General features: G+C 46.7%; 36 protein-coding genes. 28 read left to right on the top strand and 8 right to left on the bottom strand.

From position 1 onward, the window contains the following. Nucleotides 1–85 precede the first annotated feature (85 nt). Together KNO98_RS08245 and KNO98_RS08240 are read right to left on the bottom strand one after the other, a co-directional pair. Nucleotides 86–826, bottom strand: coding sequence for a hypothetical protein (locus KNO98_RS08245; protein WP_214700442.1), 741 nt, complete (start codon nt 824–826; stop codon nt 86–88). Nucleotides 827–899: 73 nt separating this feature from the next. After that, nucleotides 900–1,592: a hypothetical protein gene (locus KNO98_RS08240; protein ID WP_214700441.1), complete on the bottom strand. Its 693-nt coding sequence runs from the start codon at nt 1,590–1,592 to the stop codon at nt 900–902. A gap of 93 nt (nt 1,593–1,685) precedes the next feature. On the opposite strand from KNO98_RS08240, the gene KNO98_RS08235 reads away from it, so the two are divergent. From KNO98_RS08235 to KNO98_RS08180, 12 genes are all read left to right on the top strand, one after another. Then, nucleotides 1,686–2,606, top strand: coding sequence for an AAA family ATPase (locus tag KNO98_RS08235; protein ID WP_214700439.1), 921 nt, complete (start codon nt 1,686–1,688; stop codon nt 2,604–2,606). Nucleotides 2,607–2,608: 2 nt separating this feature from the next. Then, a complete protein-coding gene (locus KNO98_RS08230) occupies nt 2,609–3,661 on the top strand; it encodes a DUF58 domain-containing protein (RefSeq protein ID WP_214700437.1) in 1,053 nt (350 codons plus the stop codon). A 64-nt stretch (nt 3,662–3,725) separates the two neighbouring features. Beyond that, on the top strand, nt 3,726–4,265 hold the full coding sequence (locus KNO98_RS08225) for a DUF402 domain-containing protein (protein WP_214700435.1): 540 nt from the start codon (nt 3,726–3,728) through the stop codon (nt 4,263–4,265). 49 nt (nt 4,266–4,314) lie between these two features. Further along, nucleotides 4,315–5,445 (top strand): tetratricopeptide repeat protein, encoded by a 1,131-nt coding sequence (locus tag KNO98_RS08220; protein ID WP_214700433.1) that lies wholly within the window; start codon nt 4,315–4,317, stop codon nt 5,443–5,445. Beyond that, entirely contained in the window at nt 5,429–5,797 is a 369-nt protein-coding gene (locus KNO98_RS08215; protein WP_251129532.1) for a hypothetical protein, read from the top strand. Before KNO98_RS08220 ends, KNO98_RS08215 begins: the two co-directional genes overlap by 17 nt. A 75-nt stretch (nt 5,798–5,872) precedes the next feature. Then, nucleotides 5,873–6,865 (top strand): ring-cleaving dioxygenase, encoded by a 993-nt coding sequence (locus KNO98_RS08210; protein WP_214700432.1) that lies wholly within the window; start codon nt 5,873–5,875, stop codon nt 6,863–6,865. After that, the gene (locus KNO98_RS08205) at nt 6,862–7,491 is read left to right on the top strand and encodes an NADPH-dependent FMN reductase (protein WP_371742775.1); all 630 of its coding nucleotides are present in this window, start codon (nt 6,862–6,864) and stop codon (nt 7,489–7,491) included. The genes KNO98_RS08210 and KNO98_RS08205 overlap by 4 nt, the downstream gene beginning before the upstream one ends. Nucleotides 7,492–7,581: 90 nt before the next feature. Beyond that, nucleotides 7,582–7,782, top strand: coding sequence for a hypothetical protein (locus KNO98_RS08200; protein WP_214700430.1), 201 nt, complete (start codon nt 7,582–7,584; stop codon nt 7,780–7,782). Between the two features lie 9 nt (nt 7,783–7,791). Next, on the top strand, nt 7,792–8,061 hold the full coding sequence (locus KNO98_RS08195) for a hypothetical protein (RefSeq protein ID WP_214700429.1): 270 nt from the start codon (nt 7,792–7,794) through the stop codon (nt 8,059–8,061). Between the two features lie 40 nt (nt 8,062–8,101). Then, a complete protein-coding gene (locus KNO98_RS08190) occupies nt 8,102–9,169 on the top strand; it encodes a saccharopine dehydrogenase family protein (RefSeq protein ID WP_214700428.1) in 1,068 nt (355 codons plus the stop codon). Beyond that, nucleotides 9,166–9,663, top strand: coding sequence for an NUDIX hydrolase (locus tag KNO98_RS08185; RefSeq protein ID WP_214700427.1), 498 nt, complete (start codon nt 9,166–9,168; stop codon nt 9,661–9,663). The genes KNO98_RS08190 and KNO98_RS08185 overlap by 4 nt, the downstream gene beginning before the upstream one ends. A 41-nt stretch (nt 9,664–9,704) precedes the next feature. Continuing rightward, the gene (locus KNO98_RS08180; protein ID WP_214700426.1) at nt 9,705–10,499 is read left to right on the top strand and encodes a GNAT family N-acetyltransferase; all 795 of its coding nucleotides are present in this window, start codon (nt 9,705–9,707) and stop codon (nt 10,497–10,499) included. A 35-nt stretch (nt 10,500–10,534) separates the two neighbouring features. Here KNO98_RS08180 and KNO98_RS08175 read toward each other — a convergent pair whose 3' ends face one another. Continuing rightward, nucleotides 10,535–11,320, bottom strand: coding sequence for an SDR family oxidoreductase (locus KNO98_RS08175; RefSeq protein ID WP_214700425.1), 786 nt, complete (start codon nt 11,318–11,320; stop codon nt 10,535–10,537). A gap of 72 nt (nt 11,321–11,392) precedes the next feature. Next, nucleotides 11,393–11,704 (bottom strand): hypothetical protein, encoded by a 312-nt coding sequence (locus KNO98_RS08170; protein WP_026824882.1) that lies wholly within the window; start codon nt 11,702–11,704, stop codon nt 11,393–11,395. A gap of 141 nt (nt 11,705–11,845) precedes the next feature. Between KNO98_RS08170 and KNO98_RS08165 the strand changes: the two genes are divergently transcribed. From KNO98_RS08165 to KNO98_RS08155, 3 genes are all read left to right on the top strand, one after another. Continuing rightward, the gene (locus KNO98_RS08165; protein WP_214700424.1) at nt 11,846–12,154 is read left to right on the top strand and encodes a hypothetical protein; all 309 of its coding nucleotides are present in this window, start codon (nt 11,846–11,848) and stop codon (nt 12,152–12,154) included. A gap of 67 nt (nt 12,155–12,221) precedes the next feature. Then, a complete protein-coding gene (locus tag KNO98_RS08160; protein ID WP_214700422.1) occupies nt 12,222–13,226 on the top strand; it encodes a S66 family peptidase in 1,005 nt (334 codons plus the stop codon). 122 nt (nt 13,227–13,348) lie between these two features. After that, nucleotides 13,349–13,813, top strand: coding sequence for an NUDIX hydrolase (locus KNO98_RS08155; RefSeq protein WP_353047761.1), 465 nt, complete (start codon nt 13,349–13,351; stop codon nt 13,811–13,813). Here KNO98_RS08155 and KNO98_RS08150 read toward each other — a convergent pair. Further along, nucleotides 13,802–14,266: a GNAT family N-acetyltransferase gene (locus KNO98_RS08150; RefSeq protein WP_214700418.1), complete on the bottom strand. Its 465-nt coding sequence runs from the start codon at nt 14,264–14,266 to the stop codon at nt 13,802–13,804. The two genes, KNO98_RS08155 and KNO98_RS08150, sit on opposite strands and share 12 nt — an antisense overlap. Nucleotides 14,267–14,316: 50 nt before the next feature. Here KNO98_RS08150 and KNO98_RS08145 point away from each other — a divergent pair, with 50 nt between their 5' ends. The 3 genes from KNO98_RS08145 to KNO98_RS08135 all read left to right on the top strand — a co-directional run bounded on the left by KNO98_RS08145 (nt 14,317) and on the right by KNO98_RS08135 (nt 16,438). Continuing rightward, nucleotides 14,317–15,108 carry a GNAT family N-acetyltransferase gene (locus KNO98_RS08145; RefSeq protein WP_214700416.1) on the top strand — a complete coding sequence of 264 codons (792 nt, stop codon included), beginning with the start codon at nt 14,317–14,319 and terminating at the stop codon, nt 15,106–15,108. After that, nucleotides 15,105–15,290: a hypothetical protein gene (locus KNO98_RS08140; protein ID WP_152538865.1), complete on the top strand. Its 186-nt coding sequence runs from the start codon at nt 15,105–15,107 to the stop codon at nt 15,288–15,290. Before KNO98_RS08145 ends, KNO98_RS08140 begins: the two co-directional genes overlap by 4 nt. Nucleotides 15,291–15,454: 164 nt before the next feature. Next, a complete protein-coding gene (locus KNO98_RS08135) occupies nt 15,455–16,438 on the top strand; it encodes a M23 family metallopeptidase (RefSeq protein ID WP_214700414.1) in 984 nt (327 codons plus the stop codon). A 44-nt stretch (nt 16,439–16,482) separates the two neighbouring features. On the opposite strand, the gene KNO98_RS08130 is transcribed toward KNO98_RS08135, so the two are convergent. After that, the gene (locus tag KNO98_RS08130; RefSeq protein WP_026824887.1) at nt 16,483–17,028 is read right to left on the bottom strand and encodes a TraR/DksA C4-type zinc finger protein; all 546 of its coding nucleotides are present in this window, start codon (nt 17,026–17,028) and stop codon (nt 16,483–16,485) included. Nucleotides 17,029–17,182: 154 nt separating this feature from the next. On the opposite strand from KNO98_RS08130, the gene KNO98_RS08125 reads away from it, so the two are divergent. From KNO98_RS08125 to KNO98_RS08110, 4 genes are read left to right on the top strand one after another with little or no spacing between them, the layout of a single operon-like run. Further along, the gene (locus KNO98_RS08125; RefSeq protein WP_026824888.1) at nt 17,183–17,707 is read left to right on the top strand and encodes a GrpB family protein; all 525 of its coding nucleotides are present in this window, start codon (nt 17,183–17,185) and stop codon (nt 17,705–17,707) included. Between the two features lie 57 nt (nt 17,708–17,764). Next, complete coding sequence (locus KNO98_RS08120; protein ID WP_214700412.1) at nt 17,765–18,064, top strand: hypothetical protein; 300 nt, start codon at nt 17,765–17,767, stop codon at nt 18,062–18,064. Beyond that, nucleotides 18,064–18,537: a GNAT family N-acetyltransferase gene (locus KNO98_RS08115; protein WP_214700411.1), complete on the top strand. Its 474-nt coding sequence runs from the start codon at nt 18,064–18,066 to the stop codon at nt 18,535–18,537. The genes KNO98_RS08120 and KNO98_RS08115 overlap by 1 nt, the downstream gene beginning before the upstream one ends. Before the next feature lie 4 nt (nt 18,538–18,541). After that, the gene (locus KNO98_RS08110; protein WP_026824891.1) at nt 18,542–18,844 is read left to right on the top strand and encodes a hypothetical protein; all 303 of its coding nucleotides are present in this window, start codon (nt 18,542–18,544) and stop codon (nt 18,842–18,844) included. Nucleotides 18,845–18,968: 124 nt separating this feature from the next. On the opposite strand, the gene KNO98_RS08105 is transcribed toward KNO98_RS08110, so the two are convergent. Both KNO98_RS08105 and KNO98_RS08100 read right to left on the bottom strand, forming a co-directional pair. Further along, complete coding sequence (locus tag KNO98_RS08105) at nt 18,969–20,234, bottom strand: hypothetical protein (RefSeq protein WP_026824892.1); 1,266 nt, start codon at nt 20,232–20,234, stop codon at nt 18,969–18,971. 286 nt (nt 20,235–20,520) lie between these two features. Further along, nucleotides 20,521–21,417, bottom strand: coding sequence for an aldo/keto reductase (locus tag KNO98_RS08100; RefSeq protein WP_026824893.1), 897 nt, complete (start codon nt 21,415–21,417; stop codon nt 20,521–20,523). Nucleotides 21,418–21,563: 146 nt separating this feature from the next. Between KNO98_RS08100 and KNO98_RS08095 the strand changes: the two genes are divergently transcribed. From KNO98_RS08095 to KNO98_RS08070, 6 genes are all read left to right on the top strand, one after another. Further along, a complete protein-coding gene (locus KNO98_RS08095; RefSeq protein ID WP_026824894.1) occupies nt 21,564–22,175 on the top strand; it encodes a serine/threonine protein kinase in 612 nt (203 codons plus the stop codon). 81 nt (nt 22,176–22,256) lie between these two features. Then, the gene (locus tag KNO98_RS08090) at nt 22,257–22,586 is read left to right on the top strand and encodes a four-helix bundle copper-binding protein (RefSeq protein ID WP_026824895.1); all 330 of its coding nucleotides are present in this window, start codon (nt 22,257–22,259) and stop codon (nt 22,584–22,586) included. Between the two features lie 92 nt (nt 22,587–22,678). Continuing rightward, entirely contained in the window at nt 22,679–23,191 is a 513-nt protein-coding gene (locus KNO98_RS08085; protein WP_026824896.1) for a GNAT family N-acetyltransferase, read from the top strand. Nucleotides 23,192–23,257: 66 nt separating this feature from the next. Then, nucleotides 23,258–23,596, top strand: a complete 339-nt coding sequence (locus KNO98_RS08080; RefSeq protein WP_026824897.1) for a zinc ribbon domain-containing protein YjdM — start codon at nt 23,258–23,260, stop codon at nt 23,594–23,596. Nucleotides 23,597–23,713: 117 nt separating this feature from the next. Next, nucleotides 23,714–24,100, top strand: a complete 387-nt coding sequence (locus tag KNO98_RS08075; RefSeq protein WP_214700410.1) for a hypothetical protein — start codon at nt 23,714–23,716, stop codon at nt 24,098–24,100. Between the two features lie 89 nt (nt 24,101–24,189). Beyond that, nucleotides 24,190–24,372, top strand: coding sequence for a DUF6440 family protein (locus tag KNO98_RS08070; RefSeq protein WP_026824899.1), 183 nt, complete (start codon nt 24,190–24,192; stop codon nt 24,370–24,372). Nucleotides 24,373–24,435: the final 63 nt, after the last annotated feature.

Below are 24,435 nucleotides of genomic sequence, written 5' to 3'. Positions count from 1 at the left end.
GAATCCTCCACTTCTAAGCGAAGCGTAGGTGGAGGTGGTTCAATGACTTGAGTATAGCATAGCTAAAATCGGAAAAGGGGCGGAATTATCCCTCATTCTTGGCTAACAGGTCCTCATAGTCCTTCTCGTTCCAAAAGAGCGGTGAGATGGATTCGGGACCTTTTAATATTTCTCCATCCTGGTCGTATACGATGGCATATCCGTTCTCGACATCGAACACGAACAAGTCGGCAGTCACTTCGGTCACGCCGTTCCCGGCAATGATCACGTCATCGATTGGGTCCCGGGCCAGTTCGACGCCCGCTTCATCGAGTTCGACGAGGAGGGCTGACGTGTAGGCATGGCGGTCATAGACCGTTTGGAATTCATCCTGCGTGAGGACGACATCGGTAGGTGGAGCACTTGTACCGAATTTCCGATTTTCAATCTCTTCGACGTATTGAAGGAAGGTTTCCTCTTGCCAAAATAGCGGAGCGACCGACTCAGAGCCATTGATCACCGTTCCGTCCTGACTGTCGAAAATGGTAGCATACGTCCCGTCATCGAGCTTGAACGGGTAAATATCCGCATACGTATGCTCGAGGCCGTTTCCGGCGATGATGACGCGTTCGAACGTCTCACGAAACGGTTTGATTCCTTGTTGTTCAAGGGCAGTAAGGAGCGGTTTCGTTTGTTCATATTGGTCATAGACGTCTTTGAAATCTTCTCGCGTCCATTCGGTGATGGGTTCATCGGGTGATTCGACTGGGATTGGATTGTCTGCCACCGTATCCGTACAACCCGTGAGTAAAAGTGCACTTAATCCGAATATCGCCCATCGTCTCATGTTTCCATCCCCTTAACTGACATTTTCCACCATTTTATCATTCATGATGAAAAAGCAGAACCTGTGCACATTCTCACTCGGGGTGAGGACGTGTCGCGTAGGTATCAAGTGTTCTCTTGAAGTGAAGTGTATCTTCTTCAGAAATCGTCACACCTAAAGATGTGCCGTAGCGAACCGCATGATAAACGGACGGGTTCATCGGTAAATCGATGCGTTGGAACCACTCTTGCAATGTCTCGTGAGCACGCAATCGCTTGGCTGGTACGAGAGATTGGTTAAATGTGATCAGCGCATCGCGAATCGGGATATTTGTGAACGCTGTGAGCGTCGAAATGGACGAAGCGTTCTGGTTCTGCACATCTTGTGGGTACAAGTCTGTGCTTGAATCAGCATGATCTCGTGCGCGCGACAAACGTTGCTTCCGTTTTCGATAGATATAAAAGGACAGACAACCGAGCGCAATCAAAGCAACGAAAAACCCGAGATTTCGTCGTGTTGATTCTCCAGAGCCCGTGATTCTCTCAAAAAAGTTATGTTTCCCTTTTTGAGGATCCAATTCAAATGGGTAATCTGCTTTGGATTCACCAATTAAAATTCCATCATCTTCATCCGATAGGAGATCAGTCGGAAGACTATGACTTTCCTCGACCGGTATCGTTTCTGGGTTATAGAGCCATTCGAATACACTCGTCGTGATCACCATTATCGTGAACGTCCCGAGGAGTGTGGTGGCAATCATGAGAAGAAATTTGTTCGTCCAGCGCAAGAGGACACCTCCTTTTGAATTTTCAGACTATTTGTTGTTTATCTTACCATAAAAAGGTAAAGTTTGATTAAGACAAAAAATGGAGGTCGTCATATGGGCATGGAGCAAGTCATCAAACAGTTGAACGAGGTGTATTTAGGCAAAGAGGATGTCGTACGCCTCTGTTGTACGGCGTTACTCGCGGAAGGACACATTTTGTTAGAAGATGTACCGGGAACGGGAAAAACGTTACTGGCCAAAACGATTGCAGCTAGCTTCGACGGCGCGTTTTCTCGGATTCAGTTCACGGCCGACTTGTTACCGTCTGACGTGATTGGCGCAGACTATTTTAATATGAAGACGCAGACGTTCGATCATCGCCAAGGACCGATCTTTGCGAACATCGTCTTGATTGATGAAATTAACCGAGCGGTTCCACGGACGCAGTCCGCCTTGCTTGAGGCAATGGAAGAACGACAAGTCTCCATCGGGGGAGAGACGTATCCGATGCCAAAACCATTTTTCGTCATCGCGACGCAAAACCCGATTGAATCAGCGGGGACGTTCCCGTTACCGGATGCCCAACTCGACCGTTTCCTCATTTCGATTCCAGTCGGTTATCCTGATGTCGCAGAAGAGCGAGAACTCCTCTTACAAGTGATGCGCCAAACGAGGAAAACCGTGGAGGCGGTTGCGACGTTAGACGAGTTACGCCGAGCCCAGGAGGAAGTGAAGCAAGTATCGATTCAAGATGATGTCCTCGATTACTTACTCGGGCTCGTCCATGCGACACGAGAACACCAATCCGTCGAGGTCGGTGTCAGTCCACGCGGAGCCATCGCGCTCATGCGAGCGTCTCAAAGTTATGCCTATCTGAACGATCGATTGTACGTCATTCCAGAAGATGTGAAAGCCGTGGCACCTTATGTCTTGTCCCATCGTCTGACGTTGACGCTTGAAGGAGGCATCAAATCGACGAAACAGGACATCATCCGCTACATCTTAGACACCGTTTCTGTCCCGGTCGAGGGCTGAAGATGACGTTCTCGACACATAACGCCCTACAAAAACAATGGATCCCGGTTTATGGATTCGCTGGGGTGATTCTCGTATTCGTCCCGTACATGGAGATTGTCGGGTATGCGCTTTGTTTACTTGCGGGCATCGTTTGGTTCTTTGAACGGACACGGAAACAGTTGGAACAAGCTCTTCGGCTTCACATACATACTCATGAATCCCTCCTTTTCGTTGGCGATGAGACGGAGGTGCAACTGATTTTAGATGGAAGTGAAGTCGTCGAACGACTCGGGCTTCCGGTTCGTGTTCGACTGAAATCCAATACAGCGCTCAGCTTTCCAGCCCACGACCGGTCCCCGAATAGTTTGGATTTGACGTTACGGGCAGATCAGGCTCGTCACATGCTTCACATTCAAGCCGAATTCCGAGGTCCTGCCTACATCGAAGAATGCGTACTTGCTGTGACGCTCCCGTTTCATCTCGGGACGTATCTGCTTGAGTGTCCGATCGAGAAGCGGTGGACGGTGCTGCCTTCCCTCACGCTACACCCTCCGGTCGGCACGAAACGTTTAGCGCTCGGAGATCGTCCTTTGACCGCTTCACCACTTCGGAACCCACTGCAGATTCTAGGGTCGAAACCTTATGAAGGGGAACCGGTCAAGGAGATTGACTGGGTCGCGACGGCAAAACTTGGGCGAGTCCAGTCGAAAGTTTTTCAAAAGACATCACTCGACACGTTCACGTTCGCAGTGGACTTGAGTGGTCCGTCAGGCTATACATTGCATCACGACTTCGAGTCAATCATCAGCCAAGTCGCGTACGTGACGACCCGACTCTTAAAAGAAGAGTGTAAAGTCGAGCTGTTCATCAATCGCTTCAATGGTGAAGGGAAGATGGAGCATATCCCCCTTCAGGAAGGGGAACGTGGATCACGCCTCATCCTCATGATGCTGGCCGACCTTCATCCCGGGAATCGTTTCATCTCGACAGATGCGTTCGTTCGTATGGTCGAGCGGAAACGCTTGAAGCAAAGTCATCTCGTCTGGTTCAATCAGCATAACCTGTATGACTAACAAGGGATTTCCCTTCTTTTGGCGAACTGTATCATACAGAGATGACGGAAAGGGAGAGATTCATATGTCAAAACGAAAGTATGCGAATCGACGAGACTGGGAACGGATTTTAAAGAACCGTTACGCACAAGTTCGAGTTCAGACGGAACAATTTTCCGGAGTGGTCGCCTTGTTCCAAATCGATGAGGTCCGAGCACCTCAATATAAAATGCATAAAGGCGAAGAATTCATTGTGGCGGATGCCGGGTTTAGTTGGCTCCAATATTTCCCGGACAATGAACCGTTCGGTGTGACAGCTATGATCAATCCGGAAGGCGAGATCGTGCAATGGTATATCGACCTCGTCGACGGAATCGGTGAAGAAAATGGGATTCCATACATGGACGATTTATTGCTCGATATTCTCGTGTTTCCGAACGGGGATATCGTCAAAAAGGATGAGGATGAGTTCGAGGAGGCGGCCGAGAGTGGCGAGCTGACGCCTGAGCAAGTCGAGCGGGGATGGCGTGAGTTCGAAGCGACGCTCGAACGAATCGAACGCGGAGACTTCGTCTACTTTGATTTGGCAAAAGGACATTACGAACAGTTAAAACAAAAATTATGAGTAGATCAACTCTCTCTGCTACAGTAAGAGCGTAGGAGGGGGAGTTTTTATGAGAAAAATTGAAATCGAGACGTGGGCACGACGTAAACACTTTGAATTTTTCAAGGCGTTTGACGCACCACATTTTAACGTGACGGCGAACGTGGATGTGACAAATCTCTATACATATGCGAAAGCGAGCAATCAATCGTTCTTCAAGCTCTTTTTATATGGTGCGGTGAGAACGGCGAATGCGATTCCGGAATTACGCTATCGGATCCGTGGAGAAGAGGTCGTCGAACACGATGTGGTCCATCCGTCGTTCACAGTCATGTTAGACGAGGACGTCTTCAATTTTTGTGCGGCTACGTTTAATGAAGATTTACCGACGTTCTTACAGGAAGTGACGATGCGGATGGAACAAGCTGCCGACGAAGTCGTGGTCGGGGATGACGAGCCCGACGATTTACTGTATATCACGAGCGTCCCGTGGGTCACGTTCACGAGCATCATGCACCCGACGCATCATCAACAACACGATAGCGTACCGCGCATCGCATGGGGCAAGTTCGAGCGTCAAGGCGAACGTCTGGTCATGCCGCTATCCGTACAAGCCCATCACGCACTCGTCGATGGGGTACATATCGGTAAGTATTATGAAACGTTACAAGCGTGGTTAGACCAAGAATTCGCACAGGAGGTGACCGACGTGACAGAAGAAAATGAGTTTGATCGAGCCGTTCGTCTCCGCGAGGAGGGACAACTCGAGCAGGCGAAGCAACTGTTCCTATCGCTCTTACGGAAAGATGAGAAGAATCCGAGACTACATGCATACTGCGCGTGGTGCTATGACTCGCTCGGGGAAGAGCATCAAGCGGTGCCGCATTATGAACGAGCCATCCGACTCGGGTTGACCGGGGGTGAGTTGGTAGAATCGTATCTCGGACTCGGCAGCACGTATCGGGCACTCGGTCGATACGCGGAGGCGGAACAGTTATTTGAAGAGGGGATCGAGCAATTCCCGAATCATGGGGCGCTCAAGGTGTTTCAGGCGATGACGCACTATAACGTCGGTCGCCATGAAGAGGCGACGGGTGCGTTACTCGAGTTACTCGCCAGCCCGAAACCGGACGAGAGTATCGCAAGGTACCGCCGTGCCATCGCATTCTATGCGAGAAACTTAAATGAGACATATGATTAAAGGAGAATGGGGTGGGGCAACCCGTCTTATTTTTGGAATCAAATCGATTGACGCTAGAATGAGGGCATGTTACATTTATCTTGAATTAAAGATATTAAATTCGAAGTCAATCACTCTCTTGAACAAATTGACAACGATTACCGTGCTGTTGCGCGCCTCTCAGTCGTTACAGGATCTGGTGAAACAGGAAGTGGCGTCTTACGGATTAAATGCGATCGAGTTAACGGTTCTGGAGTTTTTATATCACAAAGGAGAGCACCTGATGCAAGATATTTTCCCGAAACATACGGAGCATATGAACGCTGTGTTTGAAGGGATGCACTTAAGCGAAACGATTGAACAGTTGAAATAAATTAGGAAGCGGGCAGAAGCCGCAAAAAATTTTAATCATTTATCTTGAAATCAAGATATAAAAGGAGAGAGAATGATGAATCATGTTAAAGGAATTCACCACGTCACGGCAATCACGAGTAGTGCCGAAAAAAACTATGACTTCTTCACCCATATTCTTGGGATGCGCTTGGTAAAGAAAACGGTCAACCAAGACGACATTCAAACGTATCACTTATTTTTTGCAGACGATAAAGGGAATGCCGGGACAGACATGACCTTCTTCGACTTCCCAGGTATCCTGAAAGGCAAGCATGGGACAAATGAGATTGCGAAGACATCATTCCGCGTGCCGAATGATGAAGCGTTGACGTATTGGGCCCGTCGCTTCGACCGTCTCGGCGTCGAGCACGAAGGCATTCAAGAACAGTTCGGGAAGAAGACGCTCTCGTTCATCGACTTTGATGAACAGGCGTATCAGCTCATCTCGGATGAATTCAACGAAGGTATCGCGTCGGGCGAACCGTGGCAAAACGGTCCGATCCCGCTTGAATACGCCATCACGGGACTCGGTCCCATCTTTATTCGGATCGCCGACATCACGTATTTCAAACAAGTGATGGAGCAAGTGGTGCTGTTCAAAGAGATTGGACGAGAAGGCGATGTCTACCTCTTTGAAGGAGGTGAGGGTGGAAACGGAGCGCAAGTGATCGTCATTCACGACGAGACATCTCCGCAAGCACGTCAAGGGTTCGGTACCGTGCACCACGTCGCATTCCGTGTCGAAGACCGTAGCGTCCTCGATGAATGGACAGCACGTCTCGAGCAGTTCGGTTTGCCGACTTCTGGCTACGTCGATCGCTTCTTCTTTGAATCGTCTTATGCGCGTGTCGCACCGCAAATCTTGTTTGAATGGGCGACAGACGGACCAGGATTTATGGGGGATGAGCCGTATGAGACAGTTGGTGAGAAATTGTCACTCCCGCCATTCCTCGAAGCGAAACGTTCGCAAATCGAGGCGATGGTACGACCATTCGATACGGTCAGAAGCACGAAAACATTTGAGAAAGAATATGAGGGCATGAAATGAGTTTCTTGAATCGCTTGTTTGGAAAATCAGATGCATCACAACATAACCAAGGAGGAACTACTATGTTAAACATCGGAATCGTACTCGGATCAACTCGTGAAGGTCGCGTCAGTCCACAAGTCGGGGAATGGGTAAAAGAACTCGCCGACAAACGTGGCGATGCCAACTATGAAGTCATCGACATCGCAGATTATAACTTACCGCTCCTCGGTGAAGCGGGTCAAGACGCATCAGGCGCAGCGACCTGGTCGGAGAAAATTGCGCAAATGGACGGATTCATCTTCATTGTCCAAGAATACAACCATTCCATCTCAGCATCTCTTAAAAACGCACTCGACTACTTACGCGTCGAATGGAACAACAAAGCAGCCGGAATCGTCTCATACGGTTCTGTCGGTGGAGCGCGGGCAACAGAACATCTACGGGGTGTTTTGAGTGAATTGTCAATCGCTCACGTCCGTGTCCATCCTGCCCTCTCACTCTTCACAGACTTCGAGAACGGCACGCATTTCGCTCCGAAAGACGTTCAAGCACAATCGGTCAACGATATGATCGACCAACTCCTTCCATGGACGGAAGCGATGCAATCGGTCCGTACGAAAGCGGGAGAAGTTGCAAACAATTAACAAATCGCGAAGCCAGCCTAAATTTAGGCTGGTTTTTGTGCGTTTTCAGAACAGGTCGTGTAAAGTTGGAAGGGATTAGGGGGAACGTAGATGTGGAATCGAAAAATCGTCACAGCATCGATCACCTCGCCCATCTATGCGATTCTGTTAGCGTGCGGGGTCACCATGACGGGTGTACGAGAAAATGGAGGAATGAGTGATGTACTGAGTGGCTTCCTTCTGATGGCGGTTGCCTATGTAGCGGTCAGTTTTCCAATCATGTTGACCTATGGTGTCGTGACCTCATGGTGAAGTGACTGGTTGGCGAATCGATTCGGTTCGAAACGATCAAGGTGGTTCACCTCGTTCGCTTTACATATACTATTCGGACTCGTCTTGTCATGGCTCAGTCTTCTCGCGACTATTCTGTTTTTCCTCATCGATCGTCGACTGATTAATCGGATGGACGTGATGAAACGAGCTGCAGTAAAAAGTCTGCTCATCCCAATCGGATATTTGCTTATTGTAACGGGAAGTGTGTATATCATCGATGTCATCCAAGATTTTTTCGTTCGATTCAACTTATTTTAGGGAAACGAACAAGGACACATTGACATAAGGAGGAGTAAAAATGAGATGGATGATTTATGGGGCGAATGGCTATACGGGTGAGCTGGTTGCCCGACAAGCCGTTCGTGACGGAATGCGTCCGGTTCTTGCCGGTCGAAAGGCGCGAGCGATTCATCGACTCGGAGACGAGCTCGGTTGCGAAACATCGATTTTCGCATTGAGTCGTGAAGCCGCAATAGAGGCGCTTCACGATGTAGATTTAGTCCTTCATTGTGCAGGTCCTTTCACGGATACGAGTCAAGTCATGATTGAAGCATGTTTGGAGACAGGCACGCATTACTTGGATATTACCGGGGAAATTGACGTGTTTGAATACGTCCATTCTAAACAACGGGCGGCTCAGGCGAAGGAAAGTGGCATCATTTTATGTTCGGGCGTTGGATTTGATGTCATTCCGACTGACTGTGTGGCGCGAAAGTTAAAGGAACTATTGCCGGATGCGACATCACTCGCTCTCGGCTTTTCGGCGGCAGGTGGCATTTCACCAGGAACGATGAAAACAGCCGTCCGTGGGCTTGGGTCGAGCAGTATGGAGCGTGTGAACGGAAAGTTATCACCATTTCCGATTGGGGCAAAGCGCAGAACGATTGATTTCGGACGTGGAAGCCGCACCGCGATTGCGATTCCTTGGGGAGACGTTTCGACCGCCTACTATACGACGGACATCCCGAATATTACGACGTGGGTGCCGGTGCCGACAGCGGCTGCCTATGTTGCACGTACTTTGTCATGGTTCAGCCCGATTCTCGGAAAAGACGCCGTCCAAAAGCGATTGCTCCGATATGTCGACGAGAACGTATCTGGACCGGACGAGGCTGAACGTGAAAAATCATCGACCTACGTATGGGGCGAAGCGACAAATGCAGAAGGACGAAAGATTGTCGTCCGAATTCAAACGGCGAGTACGTATGCTTTCACCGTGTATGGGGCGCTCGCCGTCGTCAAACGATTACTCGGTCCCGGTCGAATGCTTGCCGGGAGTTTTACACCGGCCATGTTGTTCGGCTCTCAATTCCTCGAAGAAATTCAAGGATCGTCATCGTTTGTGGTTGATGAGATTCGTCCATGAGCCGGGAAACGTGGGATTTACTAGACGAAAATCGGCAACCGCTCGGACGAACCCATTTTCGAGGTGACGACTTGGAACCGAACACGTTCCATACGGTCATCGAGGTGTTCACATTTGATCCGGATGGCAAACTGTTACTCTCTAGGCGTCATCCTGATAAGAAATATCCTCTTCTTTGGGAAGGGACAGGCGGTTCGATTTTAGCGGGAGAGATGAGTCGCGAAGGGGCGGTCCGTGAACTTCAAGAAGAATTGGGACTATGTGTCTTGCCTGAACAGCTTCGTTTCGTGACGACGATCAAGCGCGAGACGTACTTCTTAGATTTGTATGTATACACGAGCGAGCGGTTGATTGATTTGAGACAACTCTCTTTACAAATCGATGAAGTGATCGATGTGAGATTAGAGGAGTGGGACACTGTGCTCGATTCTGTTGAACTCGTACCTACTGTCAAAGAACGATTGATCCGATTCGGTCACTTGATTCGAACGTGATATGCTACACTCAACATGGAAGAAACAAGGGAGGGAACAGAGTGAAACGTTTAGAATTGGCACGACGCATCGAAGGTATCAAAGCGGAGGGGACGTCTGCTTATATTCGCCACCGCAAACAAACCCCTCCCTATGAAGGTGCGGAACTGCACGTTGAAGGTAAAGGGCACGTATTCAAAATGGGGAATATGAGCTTTGCAGTCGGATTCGGACTCAACCGACCGACAAGCTTCTATGACCTGCATCAGATGGAAAAGTGGGTGCGCGGGAAAAATGTGTCTCGCCTACATATCGAAGTTTGTCCATTAGCGGATGATTCCTTACTGCGCTTACTGCAAGAACGCAATTATACGCTCGATCACTTTTTAGACGTGTGGACGTTAGATGTAACGAAATATGACGGACCATCTTCTTCGAATCAAGTCGAAAAGGTACAGGATGAGACGCTCAATGAATGGGCAACCGCGATTGCGGCCGGATTTGCAGAATCTGGAACGATTCTTCAAGAGACAGTCGATACGGCCAAAGGGTTTTATGCGTTACCGAGTAACCACGCCTATCTCGTCCGAGAAGAGGACACTGTCGTAGCGGGTGGGATCCTAGCGACGCAAGACGGAATCGGAGAACTGTTTCTGACGAGCACCGTACCGACTTACCGACAAAAAGGATACCAGACGCAACTCATTTTGGAACGAATCGCCGAGGCGAAAGCGATTGGATGTGACGTCCTGACCGTAACGACGAAAGTCGATTCGGCCTCCGGACGTAATATGGAACGGCTCGGATTTCAGCCATTCTACCAAAAAGCGGTCATGAAAAGTCCAATCCTCAAATAATCAGCTCACCTCATGCGAGGTGAGCTGATTTTGAGTTACAAGAGGGATTCTGCACCGTCGACATACACTTCAGAACCGGTGACATGGCTCGACATGTTGCTCGCGAAAAACAAGACAACGTCAGCGACCTGTTTCGCGGAACCGGATTTTCCGGCAAGGGGTTGATTCCCAAGTGGATACTCGATGGGGATCACGACTTCTTCAAGCAACGCATCGTCCCGATTAGTCGAATCGTCGATATTCGTATCGATCGCCCCTGGACAAATCGAATTCACGCGAATTCCGAATTGTGCGAGCTCGGCAGCTGCCATTTTCGCAAAGCCGGTCTGTCCTGCTTTCGTTGTCGCATAGCCGCTGAAACCAAAATTTTTAAAGTAGCGATTGCCGTTAATCGAAGAGGTGATGATGATACTCCCCCCATTCTCTTTCAAATGAGGAATCGCATGTTTGACGGTCAAAAACGTTCCCGTCAGGTTCGTCTCTACAACACCGTTCCAATCTTCTATAGATAGATGTTCAATCGGTGTGATGGTCCCGTTTCGTCCGGCGTTCGCGAAGACGATGTCGATTTGACCAAACCGCTCAATCGTCCGTTCATACGCTTCTTTCATTGCTGCTTCATCCGAAACATCCGCGCTAATGCCGATGGCCCTTTCTTCTCCGACGAGACTAGCGAGACGCATCGTATCTTCTTCATTCAGGTCAAGAATGGCGACTTTTGCACCCGCTTGAATGAAACGGATGACAGCGGCGCGTCCAATTCCAGAGGCCGCTCCGGTGACAAGCGCTACTTTTCCAGATAGTAATTTATTTGAAATCAATCTAATCACTCCTTTTTATGACTCCTTCTCATATTCCACAGTTCTGGAAAAGTTACGCTTCATTTCAGAAAATCATGGCGACGTGACTTCAATCGTACGCGCGATGTTCAAGTCGGACTCGGTGGGGATGACTTCGATCGTGACGAGCTGACCGCTTTGTAAGTCTTGTACGCTATTGACGATACCCGTCACTTCTGTTTGGTCATTGATCAAAATCACACGCAAGCTGATTTCTTCTGAGGACTCAGATTCAATCAATAGCTGAGGAATATCGACTCGCTCAATCTGTCCTTCGACAACATTGTCATTCCACGTACTCATCCAATAAACGACGATTAAAAAAAGGCCGAGAAAGACTAGGGCAAAGGTTAATCGTGAACTCATATCAACCCACTCCTTCATTGTCCCGTTTCGCATCTTGTCTAATTTACCTTTACCCGGAAATTCTCTCATTACTTGAAAAAATAGTAGGAATCATAATAAAAATAGGGAATAGAAAGAAAAACGAAAGGCGAGGTGCGGCGAATGTGGATGACGGTTGCGGCGCTAGGATTGGTTGCTTGTGTATGGATTACGTTTGGTTGGTTTACAATCGGTAATGCAAAGCGACGGGTATGGGGAGGTCTTCTTTCACTCAGTATGACTTGTCTGTTCGCGCCGATTTTACTGGTGAAAATGGGAGAACAGTATGGGTTCGTTGGCGTTCAAGTGGGATTGACCACACTACTTGGCTTATTCGCAGGTGCATTTTTCTTTGTGGCGCTCGGGTGGACTGGACGACCAGCGAAAGTTCGAAAAGTGAGAACGTTATCGGAAGACCCTGATTTATTTTGAATCGTAATCTACCACTCCTGCGGTATAATACGTCATAACGATGTTACAAGGGATTGGAGTGGGGATCATGATTACACCGCAAAAGTTGCAATTCGGGGATACGATAGGAATCATTACGCCTTCTTTTCCGGCACCTGTTCAATTTGAGGAGCGCTATCAACGTGGCGTCGAACAGCTCAAGCGGATGGGATTCAAGGTGAAAGAGGGCACGTGTACATATAGAACAGAAGGATATCGGTCATCGTCCATTCGGAGTCGCGCGGACGAACTGAATGCATTGTTACATGACCCTGAAGTGAAGGCGATTATCAGTACGATTGGAGGAACGAATTCAAACTCATTGCTACCGTATATCGATTATGAGCAATTGCGACGTCAACCTAAAATCATCATGGGCTATAGTGATGTGACGGCAATCTTGATGGCGTGTTATGCCAAAACGGAAGTCGTCACATTCTACGGTCCGGCAATCGTCCCTTCTTTCGGTGAATACGGTGGGATGTTCGAGGCGGGGGAGCAATATGTCAAAGATATTCTCTGCTTAGAACGAAACGCTCCGTTTCAGTTACATATCCCTGATAAATGGACCGAAGAGATGCTCGATTGGTCGACGCAACAACGCGTCAAGACGTTCCAACCGAATGAAGGATGGATATCACTTAGGGATGGGAAGGCACAGGGGACGTTGATTGGCGGGAATTTGAACACGATGTCCGGGTTCTTCAAATCGGATTACTTTCCTGATTTGAAAGGAGCGATTCTATTCCTAGAAGACTCGTTCAAGACCATGGCTGAAGAAGAACGTTTGCTCAGCATGCTAAAGCTGGCTGGCGTATTTGATGAAATTTCGGGATTGATCATCGGGAAGCATGAGCATTTTCAAGATCAATCGGCCCCCTTCTCATTCAACGACTTGTTGCTTGAAGTCATCGGAGAAAAAGATTTTCCGATTCTGACGAATGTTGATATCGGACACACGTTTCCGTCTCACGTTTTCCCAATCGGCATTCAGGCCGAGTTGGATGCGACGAATGGAACGATTCGATTTTTAGAAGATGGGGTGTCTGAATGAAGGAGCACCTCACCATTTTTGACGAGAATCACCGGGAAATAGGGGAGAAGGAGCGAGGACAGGTTCATCTTGATAGGGATTGGCATGAGACGTTCCACTGTTGGTTTTAGAAACAAGACCTCATCTACCTTCAGCGAAGAAGCATGGAGAAACAGGATTTTCCCGGGAAATATGATATCACTGCGGCGGGACATCTCACTACAGACGAGACGATTGTAGATGGCGTTCGTGAAATTGAAGAAGAGCTTGGACTGTCGTTGACGTTTGAACAGCTTGCTTTTATGGGAGTTTTTGAAGACACGATTGAACTAGACGGGTTTGTCGATCGCGAATTTACACATACGTATTGCTATCTCTATCAAGGTGAGCCGATTCATTTTGACGACGGGGAAGTGATGGATATCGTAGCTGTACATAGGAACGAGCTTTTGGCGCTTACAGAAGGAAGATTGCGGACGATTGAAGGGAACTCCCTAATGACAAATCATCTTGTTCAAATCACGCAAACCGATTTAGCCCCGCATCGTCTGACTTACTGGCAAAACGTATTTGAGAGTTTGACACGAATGGATGCCTTAAATCGTTAAGGAAAGAATACGTTGTTCGCCGATCGGCCCACCGATTCGACGTCCGGTATCAATCCATCCGTTTGTCGTATAGAGTGAAAAAGCGGCCTCGTTTTTCAAGTTGACCGACAAGACGACTTCACGAACATGTGGGAAGTGTTGTTGCACGAATGTCGGGAGTTCTCGGAGCGCCGCTTTAGCGTAACCTTTGCCTTGCTCCTCATAATTGATGGAAAAAGCGGAGAACAGTAAGGCGTTTGGTTCGTTCGTGTAGGAAGCGACGCGTTCATTGTCATGTAATAAAAACATACCGATCGGCTTCGACTCGACGACGATAATTGGATGAACGCCATCAGGTAATGAATGATCCATGTCTTTTGGAAGAGTCGTGTACTTCTCTTGGTCCGTTGGTAAATCAAATGTATCAAGGATTGATTGGTGCGACTCATTTCGGTGTTCGAGTGTGATTTTCATGAGAAGTCTCCTTCGGTCGTTATTCATTTCTTTCAGAAAAGAGGAGTTATATGTCTACACAATTTACATATCGCCAAAATCCGCCACTGCAAGATATATATCGCGCGTTTATGACTGGTTTTTCTGATTATATCATTCCGTTCCAATTCGACGAGCAGACGTTTGAAGACGTCTTTCTCGTAAGAGACCAAAATCAGCCGTCTCGTTCAATCGTCGCTTATGACGGGGAAGAGCCGGTTGGCGTCGTATTGAGTGGGATTGCACATCTTGATTCAGGATGGCAGACGCGTTGTGGCGGTCTTGCGATCGCCCCACACGTCCGGAAATTAGGCGTTGCGACCGAGTTGATGCAACGATTTGAAAAGGGCGCCAAAGGTACTCGCTTACTTGAAGTGATTCAAGGGAACGATGCGGCGTTGTCGCTTTATCATCAACTTGGATACAAGACGACACGTGAAATTTATTACTTTCAAGCGGTACCACTTGTAACGACCGCTCAGATGACTTCGGAACCGATTCAAACGCTGTTCGGCCGACTATATCCGACAGCTCAGCATGTTCCGATTTGGCAATGCGATGTGCGTGTGACCCAACAGGAGGCGGAACTTGTGAAAGTGGTAGAAGATCAACAAGAAGGTTTTTTGTTATACCGCAATCATGTATTGCTCGATGTTTTTGGTCACGCCGAGGATGCGGAATGGTTGTTGCGGGCGGCTGCGAGCCGATCGCCACTTCATATCACCTTGACGTCGGACCGTCCTGAATGGATTGAAGCAGCACAACGATTACGATTTGTTCAAGACGAGATAGCACAATTTGAAATGGTGAAGAATGCCTTATGAAGCGACTAATAGTGATTTGCATCATTGGGTTGATCGGTGGGAACACATTAACTTTAATTGCGTTGACCACGAACATCCCCAAACATATGTCACAGCTCTTCATGTTGGGTGGCATGGGTGTCACCGTTCTTTCAATCGTTGGGGTCGTCCTTACAAAATATTATACGAGGAAACGTGGGTGAAACGATTGTGAAGCGGTCGTTATGGTTTTCACATCATTCTGTCATCTATGAAACGAAAATGAAAAACTTCATATATTGAAATTTTTAACCTCCTAGTGGTATATTCGCACATGTAGCTTTTTTAAAATTTATGAATGTATCAATTTGGAGGGTTTATTATATATATGTGGAAACAACTCATCATGACGGCAGGTGCCGGTGTTCTCTTATTCCAAGGACAAACCGTATCCGCTAACGACATATCCCCGCAAGACCTTGTTCATACGGAAGAATCCTTGCAACAAACGAAACAGCAAGTAAAAGATACGAAACAATCCATTCAAGCCATTCAAACAAAATTGAAGCAAGTCGACCATAAAGCGGAAGCGTTGCGAGACGAGATTGAAGGCACTTCTATAGAGTTAGAAAAAGTGGAAGAAGACCTTGTTCCGACAAAACGATCACTCTTTTCAAAAGTCGTTTCTTCTGTCCTACCGAGTGCGAAAGCGGAAGCCGCCGATGCAGAGGAAGCGCATCATGTACTCGTTGAAAAGAAAGAGCAAGTAAACGAAACGTTGAAACAGTTAAAAGAAGAACAACTACAGATGGAAGCGACCCGTCAAGATGTGAAGACATCATATGACGAGAAGTCAAAACAATATAAGCAGCAAACGAATCAGTTAAGCAATTTGAAGAAGCAGTACGAAGCGATGGCTCCTGATCGGTTCTTAATGCCCGCAGAAGGACGCCTCTCTCAAGGATTCGGTGCGGCGAGCGGACAGTTCGGATACACATTCCACAACGGTCTCGATATTGCCGCTAAAACAGGCACACCGATTTACGCCGCAGAAGCTGGAACAGTCACAAAAGTTAGCTCAAGTGGACCTTATGGAAACCATATTCAAATTGAGCATAACGTAGACGGTCAAAAATGGACGACGGTCTATGCCCATATGCATAAAGTCGATGTGAAAAAGGGGCAGACGGTGCGCCAAGGTGAACCGATTGGTCAACTCGGAAACACGGGCAACTCGTCAGGTTCACACTTACATTTTGAAATTCATAAAGGGGACTACAATTTCTCGGCCACTTCAGCTGGAAATGCCGTCAATCCGATGAAAGTGGCAGAACGCCTTGGTGGTGCCTCTCCAGTGAAAGCAACGTTTTAAGCAGACAGATGCCCTGAACCTCTCGATTGAGGTCAGGGCATCTTTTATTGTTCGCGTGTCGGATCGTGATTGCCTTCACTATCGGCAATCGTATCCGAGCTTCCATAATCTTCAACTTGTGAGAAGGCATCCGTTTTTTGACCGGGTTCATCTGTTCCGTCTAGTTCCTTACGACGGGCCGTCTCATTCGGGTTCAACACGTCTTCTTCGACTGGTCGATCAAGTTCATGTTCGTGCTCTTCTTCTTCCTGTGCACGAGCGTGCTCGATACATAGCGTAGCTTCCGGGATGACTTCAAGACGGTCTAGTTCAATGTCTTTCCCGCATACTTCACATTTTCCATACGTTCCATTTTGAATGGCGAGTAAAGCCTTGTCGACATCGCTTAAGAACTCCTCATCAAGTTCGTTGAGTGCTTGGTCGCGTTCACGCAAAAAGAGTTCTTCGCCCGAGTCAGCAGGATGATTATCGTAATGGGAGAGCTCTCCTTCATCATATGTCTCTTCCCGGTTATCCATATATCCTTCTGTCTTTGCTTTTTCTTTCAACAGTCGTTTTTTAAACGTTTCGATTTGTTCTTCGGTCAACATATCCATTCACTCTCCAGTTCTCAAGTCATTAATATAGGGTTTCCCATTTTATTTGTGTACAAACCTTTTGAAGTGGAATCCGTCGTGTCGAGCGATGTTTAGAAAGGGTATGATGACAATAGAGAGTATTGATTTTAGTGAGGAGGAACGAATCATGAGAAAAGTCGAAGTGGTGAAGTACAGTCCGGAATGGAAGCGGAAATTTGAAGAAGAGGCGGGAAAGTTGCGTCGACTATTCGAAGAGGAACTCGTTGCGATTCATCATATCGGAAGCACATCGGTCGAAGGGTTAGCAGCGAAACCAATCATTGACATGATGCCGGTCGTACGGGACATTGAACGAGTCGATGCGTATATGGAGCGGATGGAAGCGCTCGGTTATCGAGGACTCGGTGAATACGGTATTCCGAAGCGGCGTTATTTCCGTAAAGGGGAAGAAGAGAGAACGGTTCACGTGCATGTGTTTGAAGAGGGGAATCCGGATGTCATCAGACACCTCGCCTTTCGAGATTACTTACGTACCTTCCCTGACGTGCGAGATGACTATGGTGCATTGAAACTTCAACTCGCAGCGCAGCACCCAGAAGATATGGAGGGGTACATTCAAGGGAAGCATAATTGGATTATCGAGACGGAACGGCTAGCGACACAGTGGTATAAAGAAAATCATGGGGTTTGAAACCTTTTTATGGGAATGGTCGTATAATACATCAAACCTTAAAGGGGGAGATGTCGTATGAAAAGATTTCTCGGGAAATGTGTGGAATACTCTTTGGCTGCACTTATATTCACAGGGCTGTTCATTCTTCTCCGCATGATTGCCGGAGATACAGACAAAGGGTATATGATGACGCTACTCGGTACATTTTTTATCGTGTTACCTATTTCGCTCCTCGTGGGTTACTTTTTGGCACGTCCGCTTCAACGTCGCCTAGGAGGGAAAGGGACTCAAGCTTCGAATGACAATACGTTGCGAGGAATTGAAAAACCGCACGGTGTGAACGAAGATCGAAATTCTTCAAACTATACCGGATGATGGAGATCACATTTATCCCTACGACCGATGCACGTCTCATCGCACGGTTGAATCGTTCCATTCATGAGCATCATTTCCGGATGAACCCAGAATTCTTTGCGGAGTATGAGGAAGAGAAGATGTATGAAGCCTTTTTAACACTGATTGGAAGACCCGGCCATCACTATATGGTGATGCAGCTTGAAGCAACTCCAATCGGTTACATATGGTTCGAGGAGAAAGTGAGTGAAGCGAATGCTTTTCGTCAAGCTGTCCGAACCGTGTATGTTCATCACATCAGTATCGACACAACGTATCAACGGAATGGTTATGGTCGACGTGTGATGGAACGGATGGAGCAATGGGCGCTTGACCACCAATTCAAATCGATTGAACTGGACTACTGGATAATCAATTCTACTGCCGCTTCTTTTTATGACGAACTTGGATTCGTCCCGAAACGTCAGATTGTCATGAAAAAATTGGAGGAATAACATGATGGAGCTACTTACAATTGGATTAGGAATTCTCGGAGTACTGTCGTTAGGTTGGTTCTTTTATAGTTACTGGCTCGGATATAAGGGTGGCAATATCGTCATGACCCTTGATGAACACTATACAAAGCTAGAAGAGTACGTACCTGCTATCTTGTCGAAACTATACGAAGATGGAAAGGCCGCTCACTATCTTGGCGACCGTAAGTTTGAGGTGGAAGGCAAGCGTTACGTTCTCGTCGAGCGTACTGTACCAATCGGAAATGTTCCGACACAACAAACGGTTTTACAACCGGATCAATCGTAATAAGCAAAGGGAGCTCTCAAGTCGAGAAGCTCCCTTTGCTTATTTGACTGCTGGGGACGGAATAATCCGCTATGATAATTACGGAAGGTTTGGCGAATCTCCTCTTCCCGAATTGATTTTTGATTCACCTGTTTTCTCCAAATAGGTTATGCCATTTGATTGCGTCTTCACGTAACAGTTTGAAGTGAGATCCAGTCTTTGAATTGGTCAAGTACACATTCGTACCTTCATAACTGACGTCAAACGTTTGGGCGCATACCCCTTTAAATAATGTCACGTAAGGTGTAGGAGCAGGTTTGCCTGCATAGGCAGTCGCATTGGCCCGTTTGATTGCGCGGAAAATAAATTTCATTTCATCTTGACCGACATGCTGGAGGAATGGGGCGTCTTTTGATTCAGTTCCGATAAGTGCCAAATCATGGAAAACGACATGACGTTGACTACTTAATTTATTATGAATCTTTTCGTCCAATTCTTTTCCATATAGTAATTTAGGTTCATGATACGTAAGTGAAACGTTTTGGCGCTGAGCTGTTCCTTCATTCATAAATGTAAAGCTATAGAGTGGATAGCGGTGGCCGGGTACAAGAACTGTGGGAAGTTGTGAGGCCATCTTCGCACCAAACATCTGTGACATATGAGCTTGTTTCGGTCGTAATACTTCCTGATAGTCATTTTGGTCATGACTTGTATAAATCGCATATTGTAACGTATCGTCAGATTTTTCGGTCCCGAGTCCGAATGACAAATAAGGTTGACGTGATGATTGAATTGGAATTGTCAGGTGTTCTTCGCCATCTGAAGATTCAAACGTCAGTTCGAACTCACCATTGAATGGCATGGTGAGGTGGAAAAGGGTGTGTTCGATGCCTTTTCGCTCTGGATAGGGCTCATTACCTATCGGATTTTTCATCTCTTGTGCAAAATGCGCATATTCGTGAGGTTCGGCAAACCGAATTTTAGCAACATCAGGATAAGCATCAGCTGCATATTGAACATCATTTAAACTCTCAGGCATCTTATCAATTTTTGTAACATACGTGAGGGCGTCTAATTGACATTGAACATATGATTTATTTTCGACAGTGAAAAAAGTAGCTGTCGGAAAAGCGGATAAGGAAGTGACATCAGTCAATGGTTGGGTTAATGTGACCGTCCCGAGCCAATGTCTTTTGCCACTTGGAATCGTTGGCGTCGCGTTGTCTGGTTGACACAATTCGATAATGGTTGCGCGATCGGATTCTGGAATTTCGATTTGTTGTCCATTTGGTAACAAGGCACGTCCTTGATAATATTCAGGAGCGGGTTGGAGACGGAGTGCGCGTTCTTCCTCGCATCCGAATAAAAAAATCAGGATAACGAGGGTACTGAAAATCAGGTACTTTTTCACATCGGTACTCTCCTTCAATGAATCACTTTCACCATTCTAGCACCATTTTTTTGTGACTTTAGTCTTAGGAAAATTAAAGTGTTATTTCGAAAAAAAAACAAAAAACCCGTCCAACTTGAACTGGACGGGGGATAAAACCAATTATGTCTTAATTTTACTTTTTCACTTTTTTCTCATGTCGGTTTTTGACGAAAAAACGTTGATATCATGAGATATTGAAAAAAGTCGATATTTCATCTAAATGATCACTTTCTAATTGTGTGGAATTTATTTGATGAAGTTTCCTTCAATCAACATCTCGACCGCGTGCCGCCTTCAAAATTTCAAACCATTCTTCACGTGTGAGGTCGATTTGAAGAGCATCGACACCTGTCTGAACACGCTCGATTTTTCCTGATCCGATGATCGGCATGATGTTCGCCGGATGTTTGATAAGCCATGCATACACGATTGAGTCAATCCCGCTCGCGTTATGACGTGAACGAATGTCTTCAAGTTTTTCACGAAGTGGCGCATACTGTTCATCTTTGAAGAGCTGACCTCCGGCTAGTGGACTCCAGGCCATGAGTGGCATCCGTTTTTCATGACAAAGGTCAACGGATCCATCCTCGAAGTGCTTCAATTGCATCGGAGACAGTTCAAGTTGATTTGTCACGAGTTGGAACGGCAAACGTGATTGGAGCAAGTTCTGTGTGGCTGGTACATGGTTGGATACACCAAACTCGCGTACTTTACCGCTATCGCGTAACGTGATGAACGCCTCAGCGACTTCATCCGGATTCATCAACGGGTCTGGACGGTGGATGAGTAGCGTATCGATATAATCAATGGCGAGTTCTTTCAACGACCGTTCCGCTTGCGCGATGATATGTTCTTTAGTCGTATCGTAATAGTTGAGCGTTTGACCCGGATTGAATGATCCTGTCAATTTGATGCCCGTTTTTGTAACAATCTCCATTTGGTCACGGAGTTCAGGTTTGAGTTTTAACGCTTCCCCAAACAACCCTTCGCATGTATAACCCCCATAAATGTCAGCATGGTCAAAAGTTGTGATGCCGAGTTCGATACATTGTTCGATGAATGTAAGGCGTTCCTGCGGGGTCATATCCCAATCAGCGAGACGCCACATTCCGTGAACGACACGTGAAAATGATAGTTCCTCTGTTAAAGCGATGCGTTGCATAATAACTCCTCCTTAGTTTTCACTCGCCATTCATTATACGTCTTTAGAGAAAGAACGTCACTTGGCGATCATCCAAGCGGATTTTAGAGTCAAATGAGCTTGAATAAGCTATGATAATAATGAGAAACAGAAAAGAGGCGTGACAGATGAGTAACTATGAACAATATGCGGACGTCACCTTCGATCGGATAGGCGACTCGTTTCAGGTGATGGCGATGCACCCAGAGCTTCATTTACATGGGATTGGAAGAAGTGCGGCCGTGTTTCGTTTAAAGGAAAAGGATCGTGTCATTAAAGTGTTCTTCCCAGGTTACGAACAAATCGCAACCGAAGAAGCGGCCATCTATGAAAAACTAAAGGGACTTCCTTACTTTCCGAAGTGCTATGAGTCCGGTGCGTCATATATAGTGATGGATTACATCGAAGGAAAGACGCTATTTGAGTGTCTGACGGAGGGGATTTGGATTGATTCGACTTACATCAGTGCAGTGGACGAATCACTTCGTCAAGCGAGGCTACTCGGATTGACCCCATCGGACGTTCATTTGAGAAATATTATTTTGACCCCGAACGGACAAATTTTTTTAATCGATTTGGCACGATTCAGACAAGGCCAGCAAATCGATCATCAGTGGGAAGATTTGAAACGGATGTATCGTCTTTATCGCTTTCGTTTCATGCCGAAACAATATGATGCGACGTTTCTCAATCGAATTGCGTGCTTATATCGCAAGTTCGTGAACGATCCGGATTCTTGAAGCGGGTCGTTTTTCTTTTGTCGATTAGGGAAGAAGAGTAACGTGTCAAGAGCTTAAGGAGAAGAGAAAGGGGAATGATGTATGGCTCATCGAATTTATGCGAATGAACTCGAAATGCTCCATGAATGTGTGGAGACATGCAACTATTGTCTAGAATCTTGTTTAGAGGAAAAAGATGTACAGATGATGGTCGATTGTATTCGACTCGACCGAGAATGTGCTGCTGCCTGTTCGTTTCTTGCTGAGGCGATGACGCGTGATTCGGCATTTGTTCCGGAACTTGCTCGAGCTTGTGCAATCATCTGTAAAGCATGTGCACAAGAGTGCGAGAAACATAAGCATGCACATTGTCAGGAATGCGCGCGAGTCTGTACAGAATGTGCCTCGATGTGTGACCGCTTGGCCGCATGACCGAAGTGACCGGTTTGATTAACCGGTCACTTTTTTCGTGTCTTTTGAAGATGAGATTCGTATAATGAAAAAAACGAAGAGGAGGTGTGGGGATGATTCGCAACTGTCGCCGAGATGATCTTCAAATGATTTTACATATTTATAATGACGCAATTGTGAACAGTACAGCCGTCTATCATTATGAACCGGTGACGCTCGAGAATCGAGTGGCCTGGTATGAGGAAAAGAAAGTGCAAGACTGTCCGGTCATCGTATGGGTAGAGGATGATGTCGTCATGGGATTTGCGACGTTCGGACCGTTCCGTCCATGGCCGGCATACCATTACACGGTCGAACATTCCGTGTATGTGCATCCCGGTTATCGCGGGAAAGGAATCGGTAACAAGCTCTTAAAAGAAATCATCCGTATCGCCGAAACGAGAGGGATGAAGACGGTCATTGGGGGAATTGACGCGTCGAACGTGACGAGTATTCGTGCTCATGAAAAAGTTGGATTTGTTCATTCCGGTACGATTCGAAAGGCCGGATATAAGTTCGGAAAATGGCTTGATTTATCGTTTTATCAACTTGATTTAGAAGGCCCTGCATCGCCTACAGAAGAATGAACGGTCTAGAAAGACTTAGCCACCATACGATATACTGGAACGAGTGAATCGAATGGAGGAAACATTATGACTGAGTACCCAAGTTGCCCAAAATGCCAATCATCTTATGTGTACGAGGATGGTCCATTGCTCGTATGCCCGGAATGTGCCTATGAATGGTCACCGAGCGAGGCGGCAGAAGCAGAAGCGGCGTCCCAAATCAAAGATGCGAACGGAAACCCGCTTCAAGACGGAGACACCGTCACCGTGATCAAGGATTTGAAAGTGAAAGGGACCTCGCTTGTCGTCAAACAAGGGACGAAAGTGAAGGGGATTCGACTCGTAGAAGGTGACCATGATATCGACTGTAAAATCGAGGGACTGGGCGCGATGAAACTGAAGTCGGAGTTCGTGAAGAAAATCTAACTTAAAGATTTAGACTGTCGACGAATTAGGGCGTGAAATGCGACCTGGTTCGTCTTTTTTGTAAAGTATGGCTTATGATAATATGTAAGCGTATTTAAAATATGGAGGAGGGAGAACATGTCTTTGAAGAAAATGATTACCTTCTTCAGTGTGATCCCGTTATTTATTTTAATGGGATGTGGTCAACAAGATCGAGAGCTAGTTGTTGGAAATTATACTGATGAACAAACGATTGTGTACTCTGAAAATAGGATGACGGATGACGATGAAATTGAGGAATTTAAAATGTTTATTGAAACGAGTTCAATCACCGATGAACGTCCAGAAGGGCTTCCTCAATATGTAGTGACCATCAATAATCCGGCTGAATCGACAATGGAATTGATGGTGAACTTTTGGATAACTGACAGCGACGAGTTCATTTTTTCAAAAGGTATGGAAAGTAGTGAGTATTTCAAAGTTGATGAAGAACACATCAAGGGTGTAAATGAGCTCTTAGAATGATTCAAATGGTTAAAAATGGTATATGTTCCGTGGGGATATGAGATGATTGTGAAGGCATTCTAAATTGAAAAAGAGGAAGAAGGTATGTCGTGGGACAACGATTTGTATTGAAGTCGAAACAGCATATGAGTGGTGGGATCATTAAGATTGTCATGGATCGCTATACGGGCGTTCATTACATAATGACTAGTGGATTAGGATTGAGTGGGATGACACCTCTCCTAGATGAACATGGAAAAGTCGTAATTGAAAAGCCCCAATCGACTTCGTGAAATCATTGAATGAAGAATCAACACAAAAACCAGGCCGACAAGCCTGGTTTTTTCGTATTGACT

The sequence above is a fragment of the Exiguobacterium sp. s57 genome (genome assembly GCF_018617685.1).
In the GTDB taxonomy this organism is placed as follows: domain Bacteria; phylum Bacillota; class Bacilli; order Exiguobacteriales; family Exiguobacteriaceae; genus Exiguobacterium; species Exiguobacterium marinum.
This window is presented reverse-complemented; position numbering and strand designations above follow the sequence as displayed.